Here is a 12,444-nt window from a genome sequence, read left to right as displayed (position 1 = left end):
ATTCTGCCTACCAGGAGCGCCCCGTGTCTGATTCCGCTTTTTCCTTACGCGAATTTACCCGCCAACTGCCCAAGGCTGAACTGCACCTTCATATTGAAGGCACGCTGGAGCCGGACTTGATCTTCAAACTGGCCCAGCGTAATCACATTACGCTGCCCTATCCCGATCAGGCCAGCCTGCACGCCGCCTATCAGTTCACCGATTTGCAGTCCTTTCTGGACCTGTACTACGCCGGGGCTGGAGTCCTGATCACCGAGCAGGATTTCTTTGACATGACCTGGGCCTACTTTCTGCGCGCCCAGGCCGATGGCATTGTCCACACGGAAATCATGTTTGACCCGCAAACGCACACGGCACGCGGGATTGCCATGGAAACCGTGTTTGCCGGGATTGCCCGTGCCGCCCGCCAGGCCAAGTCCGAGCTTGGGATCAGCAGCTATCTGATCCTGAGCTTCCTGCGTCACCTGAGCGAAGCCGACGCATTTGCCACCCTGGAAGCCGCCCTGCCCTTGCGCAATCAGTATTCCGACCTGTGGATTGCAATTGGCCTGGATTCCTCGGAAAAGGGCAATCCGCCCGCCAAGTTCGAGAAGGTCTATGCCCGTTGCCGGGAGCTGGATTTCCGGTTGGTTGCCCACGCGGGTGAAGAAGGCCCGGCCAGCTATGTGCGCGATGCCCTGCAACTGTTGAAAGTGGAGCGCATCGACCATGGCGTGCGCAGCCAGGACGATCCGGCCCTGATGCAATATTTGGCCGACCACGCCATTTCCTTGACGGTCTGCCCCCTGTCCAACATCAAGCTGAAAGTTTTTGACAACCTGCACCAGCACAATCTAAAGCATTTGCTGGATCGCGGCCTGAATGTCTGCGTGAACTCGGACGACCCGGCCTATTTTGGCGGCTATCTGCTGGACAACTATATGCAAACTGCCCAGGCCCTGCATCTGGAGGAAGCGGATTTACGCACTCTGGCAGCCAACAGCTTGCGCTCCTCCTTTTTACCCAAAGAGCAAAAACAGGCCTGGTTGAACAAGCTGGAGCAGATTCCCGGAAATGACTGAGCCCGCGCTGTACCTGCCACGAGCGTTCTTTGCCCGCGATCCGCGTTACGTTGCCCTTGAATTGCTGGGCAAAACCCTGGTTTTGAATGACGAACGCGGGGAGCGCTGCGCCACCATTGTGGAAACCGAGGCCTACCTGGGCCCTCAGGATCAGGCCGCCCACAGCCGACGCGGCATTACCGAACGCACGCGGCTGATGTTTGGTCCGGCAGGCTACGCCTATGTGTATTTGATCTACGGCCTGCACCACTGCATGAATATCGTCAGCGGTGTGGAAGGCGATGGCACGGCAGTCTTGCTGCGGGCAGCGCAATGGACCTCGCCCGAAGGTGGCCCCTCCCTGTCTGGCCCCGGCCGTCTGTGCAAAGGGCTGGGTATCGACAAAGGCTATAACGGCGCGGATGCCTGCGGCCCAAGCTTGCATCTGCTGGACGCCCCCGCCCTGCCGCCAGAGCAAATCCTGATCGGCCCGCGTATCGGTGTGGACTATGCGGGCGTCTGGGCTCAGGCCCCCTTGCGCTACTCGATTGCCCAGCATCCCGAGGTATCGGTCAAGCCGGGCAAAACCACCATAAAACGCAGTGCCAAAGGCCTTAAACGCCCCGCCTAGAACAGGTATTATTAATCCTTCAAGCTGAATGCTTCCCAGCTGTTTTTAAGGATTTCCCATGCGACTCTCCGTACTACTTAGCGTACTTCCCGCCGTTTTGCTCGCTGCTTGCACGGCCACGGGTAATAGCGCGCAAACAGGTTCGACTTCTTCGTTCAGCGACTCCTCTGGCGGTCTGTGCAATGCGGACGCCTTGAATCCAGCCGGTCAAACCGCCAGCCAAAGCCAGGTTGAGCGTCTGGTCAAGCAGGCCGGTGCAGCCAAAGCTCGCGTCCTGGCTCCAGACCGCATGTACACCACCGACTACGACCCCACCCGTTTGAGCATTCGCGTGGACGAACAAAACAAAATTACCTCTGTTTACTGCGGCTGATCCCTGATGACTCACGAACAAAGCCAACACTTGCTGGACACGCTGTTCGCCCCCTGGGTCCAAGCGTTGAAGCTGCGTGTAGAAAATCTGAACGAAGACGGCGTGGTTTTGCGCCTGCCTTTTTCGGATCAATTGACACACGTGGCCGGAGTGGTCTGCGGTCAGGTGTATATGGCGGCCGCCGATACCGCCATGGTGCTGGCCGTCAGCCAAAGCCTGGGGGAATTTCGCCCCATGACTACGGTTTCGCTGAACACCAGCTTTGTACGTCCGGTCAGCCAGGGAGATGTGCTGGTGCACGCCCAGGTGCTGAAACGTGGCAAAAGCATGGTCTTTGGCGACATCAAGCTGCTGGACGAGCAAGGTCGACTGGCAGCCCACGCCACCACCACCTACGCCCTGTTGCCGGGCTGATTCCGCCCGACACTCCCGCCCGCTTTGCAAGACAGACTCTGACACAAAACAATCCGTCCAAGGGTTTGGCATAGCGGGCCTGGCACGACTATCATCGTCATAGCAGCTGCGCCCCGGCATGGTCCTGGGGCCGCTGCCCCGCCCGATTCCTTGTTGATCGCTTTTCTGGAGAAGTTCAAATGGCAAAAGTCCTGGTTCTCTATTACTCCGCCTATGGCCACGTAGAAAAAATGGCCCAAGCGGTTGCCGAAGGTGCGCAAAGCGCTGGCGCGACGGTGGACATCAAGCGTGTCCCCGAACTGGTCCCGGAAGCCGTGGCCCAGAAAGCGAATTTCAAGCTGGATCAAGCCGCCCCGGTGGCCACTATTGGCGACCTGGAAAACTACGACGCCATTATTGTCGGCACCGGCACCCGTTTCGGGCGCATCAGCTCGCAAATGGCCAGTTTTCTGGATCAGGCCGGTGGTCTGTGGGCGCGTGGCGCACTCAATGGCAAGGTAGGCGGTGCCTTTACCTCTACCGCCACCCAACACGGCGGGCAGGAGCTGACGCTGCTGTCCATTATTCATAACCTGATGCACTTTGGCATGATCGTGGTGGGCCTGCCCTACAGTTTTGCGGGCCAGACCCTGCTGAACGAAGTCACTGGCGGCAGCCCCTACGGCGCATCCACCATTGCCGGCGGCGACGGTTCGCGTCAGCCCAGCCAGAACGAGCTGGACGGCGCGCGCTACCAGGGCCGTCATATCGCTGAAATTGCAATCAAGCTGAAAGGCTAAAACGGAGTACACAGATGGGCATGATGATAGATGGACAATGGCATAGCAAAGAGCCTGTCAGCAGCACTCAGTCCGATACATTTCAACGTGCCCAGTCTGCCTTCCGGGACTGGATTACCGCCGATGGCGGCCCCGGCCCGGACGGCCAGGCAGCGCAGCCTGCCCAGGCCAATCGCTATCATCTGTATGTCTCGCTGGCCTGCCCCTGGGCGCATCGCACACTTATCATGCGCGAATTAAAGGGGCTTCAAAAACTGATTTCGGTCTCGGTGGTGAACCCCATCATGGGCGATCAGGGCTGGACCTTTGAGCCGGCGGACGGCGTGGTGCCGGACCCGGTCATGGATGCTCAATTCCTGCATCAGCTCTACGCCAAGGCGGACCCGCAATTCACAGGGCGCATTACCGTACCCGTGCTGTGGGACAAGCAGCGCGGCACGATTATCAATAACGAGTCGTCCGAGATCATGCGCATTTTCAATAGCGCCTTTGATACTTTGGGCGCGCGCAGTCTGGATATGGCACCTGCCGAGCTGCTGGGGGAAATCGACCAGATCAATGCCCATGTATATGACACCGTCAATAACGGGGTCTACAAGGCAGGTTTTGCCCGCTCACAGGCCGCTTACGATACGGCGGTTCATGCTCTGTTCGACAGTCTGGAAGGACTGGAAGCCCGCCTGAGCCAGCAACGCTACCTGACTGGCACGCAACTGACCGAAGCCGACTGGCGCTTGTTCACCACTCTGATTCGTTTTGATCCGGTCTATGTCGGCCACTTCAAATGCAATCTGCGCCGTCTGATTGATTATCCGAATCTGTGGAACTACATGCTGGAGCTGTACCAAATGCCCGGCGTAGCCAGCACCGTCAGCCTGGACCACATCAAGATCCACTACTACAGCAGCCACCGTCAGTTGAACCCGACAGGCATTGTGCCGGCTGGCCCGATGCTGGATCTGAACGGGCCCCACGGACGAGGTCATTTACCCGTCCAGCCAGGGCCCTTGCATATCGGTCTTCAGTAACCGGGACGATCGAAAATATCGGGATTGAGCAAGATGGAGCGGTCTACCTGATTGATATCGGTACGACCGCAGAACGCCATGGACACGTCCAGCTCATTCGCCATCAGTTTCAGCAAACGAGCCACACCGGCCTGGCCTGCAGCACCCAGGGCATACAGGAAAGCACGGCCAATCATGGCACCTTGAGCGCCCAAGGCTCGGGCGCGCAGCACATCCTGACCGCTGCGAATACCACCATCCATCAGCACTTCAATCTTGTCGCCCACCGCCTTGCTGATGGCAGGCAGGCAGGAAATTGAGGATGGCGCCCCATCCAGCTGACGGCCACCGTGGTTGGACACGATCAGGGCATCGGCACCGCTATCCACGGCGTAACGTGCATCGTCCGCATCCATAATGCCTTTCACAATCAGCTTGCCGCCCCAGGCATTCTTGATCCACTCAATGTCTTTCCAGTTCAGGGTCGGGTCGAACTGCTCGGCAGTCCAGGTCGACAAGGAGCGCAGATCCGACACCCCCTTGGCGTGACCAACGATATTGCCAAAGCTGCGACGGTGCGTGCGCAGCATATTGCGGCACCAGTAAGGCTTGGTCGCCAGATTCAGCATATTGGGGATGGTCAGGCGTGGAGGTGTGGTCAGGCCATTCTTGATGTCCTTGTGACGCTGGCCCAAGACCTGCAAGTCCAGGGTCAGCACCAGGGCCGAACAATTGGCGGCCTTGGCACGCGCAATCAGGTTTTCAATAAAGCTGCGATCACGCATCACGTAAAGCTGAAACCAGAATGGCGCGCGGGTCGCCTGGGCCACGTCTTCCAAGGAGCACACGCTCATGGTGGACAGGGTGAAGGGAATACCAAAATCCCGCGCAGCCAGGGCTGCCAGCATTTCACCATCGGCGTGCTGCATGCCAGTCAGGCCGGTGGGGGAAATTGCCACGGGCATGGCCACATCCTGGCCCAGGAGCTTGGTCTTCAGACTGCGATGGTCAATATCCACCGCCACGCGCTGTTTGAATTTCAGTTTGTGAAAATCCTGCTCGTTCGCATGATACGTGCCTTGCGTCCAGGAGCCGGAGTCGGCGTAGTCATAAAACATCTTGGGCACACGGCGTTTGGCCGCCAGGCGGAAATCTTCAGTGCAGGTAATTTTCGACAGATCCATTACATTGGGCTCCAAAACAATGGCGTAATAATGCGACTTTGTGCCCGGTGGGGCAAGTCATCCGGGGCAGACTGTTCGAAGTTTCTGTCTGGTGCGCCTAAAGGACCACCAAGACGAACCCCCAAGGCAAAAAATAAAGAGATTCACTGTTTTCCCGCTGCGAGCCCTGTCATCTCTGGCTTTACAGCCTGCCCACCGCCCCCGAAAGCCATAAAAAAAGACGATTTCGGTAAAATTTATTGATATTTTGGTGACAAGTAAAAATAGCCGTGCTATATTTCTACTTCTTTAGCGGCTGTAGCTCAGTTGGATAGAGTACTTGGCTACGAACCAAGGGGTCGTGGGTTCGAATCCTGCCAGCCGCGCCATATTCAGTAAAAAAGCCATTTCCTCGGAAATGGCTTTTTTATTTTCCGTTCAGATATCAGGCAGAAAAAAGACCCACTACGCTGCCAGGTGCCTTCACACCAAAGAAACGCTGATGATTCTCGGCCGTTCTGTGTGCAAGCTCAGCACTGCGCGCAAATAACGCCTGCTCATATTCTGCCAGCGCCACATCTAGATCTGCTGGGTGCTTGCATAGTGCAGCCGCCAGCTCTGCGGCATCATACATGGCCAGATTCGCCCCCTCGCCAGCAAACGGCGTCATTAAATGTGCGGCATCCCCCAATAAGGTGGCTCCCGCTACAGGCTCCCAACGGTGATGCACAGGCAAGGCATAAAGCGGTCTTACGATAGGCAGGCTATCACTGCGCAGGATGATCTCTTGCAGCACACTGGACCAGTCCGAAAACTCCTGCACCAGACTGGCTAAGGCCTGATTCAGGGTCAAGCCACTGACTCTGCGGGCACCCCAATCCTCCGGTTTATTCAATGCGATATAAGCACGTATGCTGCCACTGGCATAACGGTGGGCCAAAATCGCCTTTCCGGGTTCTACGGCCATCAAGGTGCCTTTTCCCACCGCAGCGGCAATAGCACCCAGCTGCTTGCCTTGAGCTTGCAGATTGATTTCAAAAAAAGTGGTGCCTACATATTCAGGCTGCGCTGCCGACAAGAGCGGGCGCACAGAAGACCACGCCCCATCCGCGCCTACAAGCAGATCCGCCTCGTAGTACGTGCCATCCGCAAAGCTCAAGCGCCTGCTGCCCTGCTCAGACCTGTCACCAATATGAACGAGCTTGCTGCCCCATCGAATGCTGTTTGCCGGTAAAGACGCTATCAACAAGCGACGCAATGCGCCCCTCTCGACTTCAGGCCTGGTTGCACGCGAAGAGTCAGGCGTATCAAACAGAACCCGAGCCTGCTTATCCATCACGCGCTTGGCGTCCTCACCCGGCAAGATGAGCGCCTGAAAGTCCTCGTAAAGATCGGCAACCTTCAAGGCCACCTGACCGTTGTACTCATGAATATCCAGCAGGCCACCCTGAGCCCGCACATTGCAGGATGCCTCGGCTTCAAAAACAGTGGCTGATATCCCACGAAGCCATAAGATACGGGCGAGCATCAAGCCACCCAGGCCCCCGCCCACAATAGCGATGCGAGCAGGTTTGAACGAAGAAAGGGAAGTGATTGTCATGGTGCGTTCCTATTGTCATGAACTGTTCCAACAATTCATAAAAAACCGACAGTTGTCGGAGGGAGACGCTGGCCCATGTCGCAGTAAATGCGAAGAGACGTGTGCGCGGCTGTTAGAGGAGGACTAGCACCTAGCTACAGCCATTTTTCGCGATCAGTCCGAAAATTCTAGCACGCAAGCAAGACGACGCAACACCCTTAGCCGCGCTCGGACAGCTCAACACCCACCCCGTCACCAAAACCATCGTGCACCCATACCGTCACGGGAATCGCATAGCTCCATCCACCCGCTTTCCACCAGCATTCTGCAAACCACGCTTTGGTGGTGTTAGCCGCGATGCTCAGGCCATCAAAGTCTTCGTCCAGGAAATAGTCTTCGTGGAAGGCGTCCATCTTGTCCAAACCCAGAGACAGCTCCATGGCTCTACCGGGAAAAATGGAAGGGTCGCTGCTATCTACTTTATTATTTTCGCCGCTGTAGTAAATCCATGCCGACGGGGTTTCCAGGCCATCCTCACCAAAGAAGATTTGCACCTGGGCATCCACCACACTGTCCGGCACAGGCAAAGTGAACAAGGTCCGTAGCTCGGTGATGAAATGCTTTGACGCTCGCTCCAGACAGCGCTTATAGCGTAGCTGAAACTGTACTGAACTTAACCCGAATGGAACCATGCCTGTCACTCCTGATGTGGATAAATTGCGGCGAATCGACCTATCGCAGCTGCATCATAACTCTGGACCCTGGCACACCCGCCACAACGATACCGGCTTATCCAAAAGCGTGTTTAGAAGCGGGCTTGAAATGGATGTGAGCCGTAACCTACCGCCTGGAGACTTCCCGTAATCGCTCCACAGGAGGCTATGGTTTGGGCTTGAGTATTTGCGATGAAGCCCTGCGCGCCCATGGTGGACGGCTGGAGTTTGGACACCAGGAACAGCGTTTTTGTGTACGCATCCATTTACCCTTGCAACCAGCAGGATAAAAACATTACAAAGTGCCGGGTTAAATCTGCGCGGCAAGGGGCTCCGCCCCCTCTCCAAGCCTGATTTTTAGTGCTTTCCCAAACTATTTTGCATTTATTTGAAGAAAAATGCCTTTTAGGCTTGTCACGCCAATAAATAGTCTGCTATAGTTTCACTTCTTTAGCGGCTGTAGCTCAGTTGGATAGAGTACTTGGCTACGAACCAAGGGGTCGTGAGTTCGAATCTTGCCAGCCGCGCCATATTCAAGTTGATTTCTTTACCGAGATCAGCAACCAGAGTTAGAACTCGTGGGGTCAAACCCAATGGATGAGACTCTGAAAAGATCAGCCCTGATGACATCGTCATCAGGGCTTTTTCTTTGCCTGCTACTTTTTCCTCACCGACTGCGGCTTACCCACAAGCAGATCAAAACCCCATCCCCCAGGACCGGGCACAATATCTGTTGCACTTTCCTGCCCCTGCGGCCTCAACCGCAACGGGACAAGCGGTGTAAAGTAGCGACTTCCGCCAGACAGGATCTGCCTGCTCCTGATAGCCCGCAAGGTCTGCGCGGACCTCTTCTTAATCGACAGGATTGACCATGTTTGAGCGCACAAAACTTCTTTTGCCTTTAGCGGCCCTCCTTCTGGCCAGCGCCAATAGCTACGCCCAGGATAGCAGCCCTGCCATTCAACTGGCACAAATGGGCGGTGCCATGCACGCTGCCGCCGAAGTTTGCGGTGACTACAGCCAAGATCAACTGCAAGAGATGAAAAAACAGCAGAAGTCTTCCATTCAAAGCATGGGCCTGAACGACGAGGACTTTGACAAAGCCTTTGAACAAGGTCTGGACCGTGGCCGTCAGGATCTGGAAAAAGCCACTGCCGAGCAGCGCCAGCAGATGTGCGAGCAATTGCGCTCCGGCCCCAAGTTCTAAGACTCTGCACTCCATAAGAAAGCGCTCTGGCCCGTAAGGAACCAGAGCGCTTTTACTTTCAGCGCAATGACGCAAGCGTCTTACAGCGCCTTGACCATATCCTCGATGGTCTTTTTGGCATCGCCAAACACCATCATGGTCTTGTCCATATAGAACAGTTCGTTATCCAGACCGGCATAACCGGCGGCCATGGAACGCTTGTTCACGATCACGGTTCGGGCTTTGTAGGCTTCCAGAATCGGCATACCTGCAATCGGCGAGGCCGGATCGTTCTTGGCGGCCGGGTTGACCACGTCGTTAGCACCTAGAACCAGCACCACATCGGTCTGAGCAAACTCGCTATTGATGTCGTCCATTTCAAAGACCTGCTCGTAAGGCATTTCGGCCTCGGCCAGCAAGACGTTCATATGGCCAGGCATACGACCGGCGACCGGGTGAATGGCGTAGCGCACATTCACACCCTGGCTGGTCAGCTTGTCCGACAGCTCTTTCAAAGCGTGTTGAGCACGGGCCACGGCCAAACCGTAACCGGGCACAATCACCACGGACTCGGCATTGCTCATCATGAAAGCGGCATCTTCTGCACTGCCGGATTTCACCGAGCGATTGCCCTGATCCGCGCCACCCGCAGCCGCTTCCGGATTGGCACCGAAGCCGCCCAGAATCACGTTGAAGAAGGCACGGTTCATGGCCTTGCACATGATGTAGGACAGAATCGCACCGGAGGAGCCCACCAGCGAACCGGCAATGATCAGCATGGAGTTGTTCAGGGAGAAACCAATCCCCGCTGCCGCCCAGCCCGAATAGCTGTTCAGCATGGACACCACCACGGGCATGTCTGCCCCGCCAATCGGTATGATCAGCATCACGCCCAGCAGAAAGGACAAGGCCAGCAGCACACCAAAAGCCCACCATGCCTGAGTCATCACAAAGATCACGCCGCAAGCCAGGGCCAGCAGACCCAGCAGCAGGTTCAGCATGTGCTGACCTTTGAAGGTGACGGGTGCACCCTGGAACAGTCGGAACTTGTACTTGCCCGACAGCTTGCCAAACGCAATCACCGAACCAGAGAAGGTAATGGCACCGACCAGCGCGCCCAAAGCCAGCTCCACACGGTTACCCATGGGCAGAGCCACCTCGGCCGAACCAATCCCGAAGGCCACCGGCTCCAGCACCACCGCAATCGCAATGGCTACCGCAGCCAGACCAATCATGCTGTGCATGAAGGCCACCAGTTCCGGCATTTTGGTCATCTCGACACGGCGTGCCATGATGGTGCCCAATACGCCACCAATCACCAGACCAATCAGAACCCGCAACAGGCCAGAGAGCTCTTTGCCTTCAGGAGCCAGGCTGTAGATCAGCACGGCTGTGGTCGCAATGGCCAAGGCCATCCCCACCATGCCGAACAAGTTGCCACGACGCGAACTGGCCGGATGCGACAAGCCTTTCAGGGCCTGAATGAAACACACCGAGGCCAGCAAATAGCACAAGGTAACGGTATTCATGGAAATCATGACTGCCCTTCCTTGGGCGTATTTTTAGCGCCCTTCTTTTTGAACATTTCCAACATGCGGCGGGTTACCAGGAAACCACCAAACACGTTTACCGAGGCCAGCGCAGTGGCAATAATGCCCATCGCCTGGGCCCAAGGGCTTTCGGTCAGCGCCGCCGCCAGCATCCCGCCCACAATAATGATGGCCGAGATCGCATTGGTCACCGCCATCAAGGGCGTGTGCAAAGCGGGGGTTACTGTCCAGACCACGTGATAACCCACGTAAATGGCCAGCACAAAGATGATCAGGTTAATGACCAGGGGAGAAATAATATCCATGGCGTCAGGCTCCCTGCTGTGGAAAGAGTCGTTTGCCACCCTGTACGACACGGCTGGCATTCACAATGTCGTCGTCCGCAGGGATATGCAGCTCGTCAGACTGATCCTTGAGCATCAAGCCCAGGAACTGTTGAATATTGCGTGCATACAAGGCAGACGCATCCGCCGCCACTCGGGCCGGGAAGTTGGTCTCGCCCACCAGGGTCACGCCATGCTTTTCCACAATCTGATCGGCTTCGGTCAAGGCGCAGTTACCGCCACGTGCCGCAGCCAGGTCAACAATGACCGAACCCGCCCGCATGGACTGCACCACTTCCTCGGCAATCAGACGCGGGGCAGGACGCCCCGGAATCAAGGCCGTGGTAATGATGACGTCGGCCTGGGCGCAACGTGCCGCCACCACCGCCGCCTGCCGTTGCAACCAGGAAGCAGGCATGGGACGGGCATAACCGCCTACCCCTTGCGCCGCTTCACGCTCTTCGTCGGTCTCGTAGGGCACATCAATAAACTTGCCGCCCAGGGACTCGATCTGCTCACGCGCGGCAGGACGCACGTCAGAGGCTTCTACTACCGCCCCCAGACGACGGGCCGTCGCAATCGCCTGCAGACCGGCCACACCCGCGCCCAGCACCACGACACGGGCCGCTTTGACGGTACCTGCCGCGGTCATCATCATGGGAAAGAATCGGGGATATAAAGTGGCCGCTTTCAGCACCGCGGCATAACCCGCGATATTGGCCTGCGAGGACAGAACGTCCATGCTTTGCGCCCGCGTGGTACGCGGGATCAGCTCCAGGGCGAATGCCTGGCAGCCCGAAGAAGCCAGCCTGTCCAGACCCTCGCTCTCGTAAGGGTCCAGCATACCGACGACCACATGCTCGGCACGTAAACGTGCCGAATCGACATCAGCCGGGCCCACTACCAGCAGCACAGTGGCTTGATAGGGATCTCCTATCGTTGCCCCTGCTGCCTCGTAATCGGCATCCGAGCTGGCAATACCTTGTCCGGCACCCGCCTCGATAATCACATCATGGCCCGCCTTGCGGTAAGCCTTGATGGTATCGGGCGTGGCCGCTACCCTCTTTTCCCCGGTCCCCCGGGGGCTTAGTACACCCAGTCGCATCTTCAATCTCCAGTTAATTAACTAACTTCTACGATCTCTGACGACGTGCAGTACCCGGATGGGTGAGTCTGTCACCAACAGGACACGACCCAACAACCTCTCCGGCCCGGTCTGTGTCTGTCCACAACACCGGAACACCATCTATAAATTCGGATGTGCAAAAAACAGGCCTGTTGCAGACCTGTCTGAACAGGATAGAAACCTACCCTGTTGTGTCCCTCTCCCACTCCTGCCCCTTGCAGGAAACTGTCATTCTTTTTGAACTCACTATAAGGGCCTTTATTTGACACAAGAAACCCCGACCCGCACTAGACCGCTTTAGACGAAAAAGCAAGACACATTACTACCACCTGATTATCGCAATATGATGCTTGTTCTATGGAATTTTTTTTGCTTGCCTACTGGGTAACACTGAGCAGATCAGCCTTTGCTCCGGACTTAGACGCCTGATAATTAAAACTACAAGCATTGGCCTGCTGCTAAGATAGCAACTTCCTATAAAACTTGTCATTAACTTGTAATTAATGTTCGTGTTCACGCCACAGTGATGTTTGCGTCGCTAATGGCCGCTGAGCCACTTC

At 56.5% G+C, this 12,444-nt stretch carries 14 protein-coding genes and 2 tRNA genes; 10 read left to right on the top strand and 6 right to left on the bottom strand.

What is annotated here, in order from left to right:
• Positions 1 to 23: 23 nt before the first annotated feature.
• From DUD43_RS05010 to DUD43_RS04985, 6 genes are all read left to right on the top strand, one after another.
• Positions 24 to 1,061 (top strand): adenosine deaminase, encoded by a 1,038-nt coding sequence (locus tag DUD43_RS05010; RefSeq protein WP_153229392.1) that lies wholly within the window; start codon positions 24 to 26, stop codon positions 1,059 to 1,061.
• Positions 1,054 to 1,671 (top strand): DNA-3-methyladenine glycosylase, encoded by a 618-nt coding sequence (locus DUD43_RS05005; RefSeq protein WP_153229391.1) that lies wholly within the window; start codon positions 1,054 to 1,056, stop codon positions 1,669 to 1,671. The genes DUD43_RS05010 and DUD43_RS05005 overlap by 8 nt, the downstream gene beginning before the upstream one ends.
• A gap of 58 nt (positions 1,672 to 1,729) precedes the next feature.
• A complete protein-coding gene (locus DUD43_RS05000) occupies positions 1,730 to 2,044 on the top strand; it encodes an I78 family peptidase inhibitor (protein WP_153229390.1) in 315 nt (104 codons plus the stop codon).
• Positions 2,045 to 2,050: 6 nt separating this feature from the next.
• Positions 2,051 to 2,458 (top strand): PaaI family thioesterase, encoded by a 408-nt coding sequence (locus DUD43_RS04995; protein WP_026484264.1) that lies wholly within the window; start codon positions 2,051 to 2,053, stop codon positions 2,456 to 2,458.
• Between the two features lie 179 nt (positions 2,459 to 2,637).
• Complete coding sequence (gene wrbA, locus DUD43_RS04990) at positions 2,638 to 3,237, top strand: NAD(P)H:quinone oxidoreductase (protein WP_009457766.1); 600 nt, start codon at positions 2,638 to 2,640, stop codon at positions 3,235 to 3,237.
• 14 nt (positions 3,238 to 3,251) lie between these two features.
• Entirely contained in the window at positions 3,252 to 4,265 is a 1,014-nt protein-coding gene (locus tag DUD43_RS04985) for a glutathione S-transferase family protein (protein ID WP_153229389.1), read from the top strand.
• On the opposite strand, the gene DUD43_RS04980 is transcribed toward DUD43_RS04985, so the two are convergent.
• Entirely contained in the window at positions 4,259 to 5,428 is a 1,170-nt protein-coding gene (locus DUD43_RS04980; RefSeq protein ID WP_153229388.1) for an alpha-hydroxy acid oxidase, read from the bottom strand. The two genes, DUD43_RS04985 and DUD43_RS04980, sit on opposite strands and share 7 nt — an antisense overlap.
• A gap of 291 nt (positions 5,429 to 5,719) precedes the next feature.
• Here DUD43_RS04980 and DUD43_RS04975 point away from each other — a divergent pair.
• Positions 5,720 to 5,796: transfer RNA gene (locus DUD43_RS04975), tRNA-Arg, on the top strand.
• Positions 5,797 to 5,852: 56 nt separating this feature from the next.
• Here the strand turns inward: DUD43_RS04975 and DUD43_RS04970 are convergent.
• Both DUD43_RS04970 and DUD43_RS04965 read right to left on the bottom strand, forming a co-directional pair.
• Positions 5,853 to 7,007, bottom strand: a complete 1,155-nt coding sequence (locus tag DUD43_RS04970) for an FAD-dependent oxidoreductase (protein WP_153229387.1) — start codon at positions 7,005 to 7,007, stop codon at positions 5,853 to 5,855.
• A gap of 197 nt (positions 7,008 to 7,204) precedes the next feature.
• Positions 7,205 to 7,678: a hypothetical protein gene (locus DUD43_RS04965; protein WP_153229386.1), complete on the bottom strand. Its 474-nt coding sequence runs from the start codon at positions 7,676 to 7,678 to the stop codon at positions 7,205 to 7,207.
• Between the two features lie 155 nt (positions 7,679 to 7,833).
• Here DUD43_RS04965 and DUD43_RS04960 point away from each other — a divergent pair, with 155 nt between their 5' ends.
• The 3 genes from DUD43_RS04960 to DUD43_RS04950 all read left to right on the top strand — a co-directional run bounded on the left by DUD43_RS04960 (position 7,834) and on the right by DUD43_RS04950 (position 8,906).
• Complete coding sequence (locus DUD43_RS04960) at positions 7,834 to 7,989, top strand: ATP-binding protein (protein WP_153231536.1); 156 nt, start codon at positions 7,834 to 7,836, stop codon at positions 7,987 to 7,989.
• Positions 7,990 to 8,152: 163 nt separating this feature from the next.
• A tRNA-Arg gene (locus DUD43_RS04955) sits at positions 8,153 to 8,229 on the top strand.
• A gap of 341 nt (positions 8,230 to 8,570) precedes the next feature.
• Positions 8,571 to 8,906, top strand: coding sequence for a hypothetical protein (locus tag DUD43_RS04950; RefSeq protein ID WP_153229385.1), 336 nt, complete (start codon positions 8,571 to 8,573; stop codon positions 8,904 to 8,906).
• A gap of 80 nt (positions 8,907 to 8,986) precedes the next feature.
• Here DUD43_RS04950 and DUD43_RS04945 read toward each other — a convergent pair whose 3' ends face one another.
• Genes DUD43_RS04945 through DUD43_RS04935 form a run of 3 tightly spaced genes read right to left on the bottom strand, consistent with a single transcriptional unit; the run spans position 8,987 to position 11,863 of the window.
• Positions 8,987 to 10,423 carry an NAD(P)(+) transhydrogenase (Re/Si-specific) subunit beta gene (locus DUD43_RS04945; protein ID WP_153229384.1) on the bottom strand — a complete coding sequence of 479 codons (1,437 nt, stop codon included), beginning with the start codon at positions 10,421 to 10,423 and terminating at the stop codon, positions 8,987 to 8,989.
• Positions 10,420 to 10,740, bottom strand: a complete 321-nt coding sequence (locus DUD43_RS04940; protein WP_009457776.1) for an NAD(P) transhydrogenase subunit alpha — start codon at positions 10,738 to 10,740, stop codon at positions 10,420 to 10,422. The genes DUD43_RS04945 and DUD43_RS04940 overlap by 4 nt, the downstream gene beginning before the upstream one ends.
• Positions 10,741 to 10,744: 4 nt before the next feature.
• Complete coding sequence (locus DUD43_RS04935) at positions 10,745 to 11,863, bottom strand: NAD(P) transhydrogenase subunit alpha (RefSeq protein ID WP_042484046.1); 1,119 nt, start codon at positions 11,861 to 11,863, stop codon at positions 10,745 to 10,747.
• Positions 11,864 to 12,444 lie beyond the last annotated feature (581 nt).

The sequence above is a fragment of the Alcaligenes faecalis genome, from assembly GCF_009497775.1.
Classification (GTDB): domain Bacteria; phylum Pseudomonadota; class Gammaproteobacteria; order Burkholderiales; family Burkholderiaceae_B; genus Alcaligenes; species Alcaligenes faecalis_D.
This window is presented reverse-complemented; position numbering and strand designations above follow the sequence as displayed.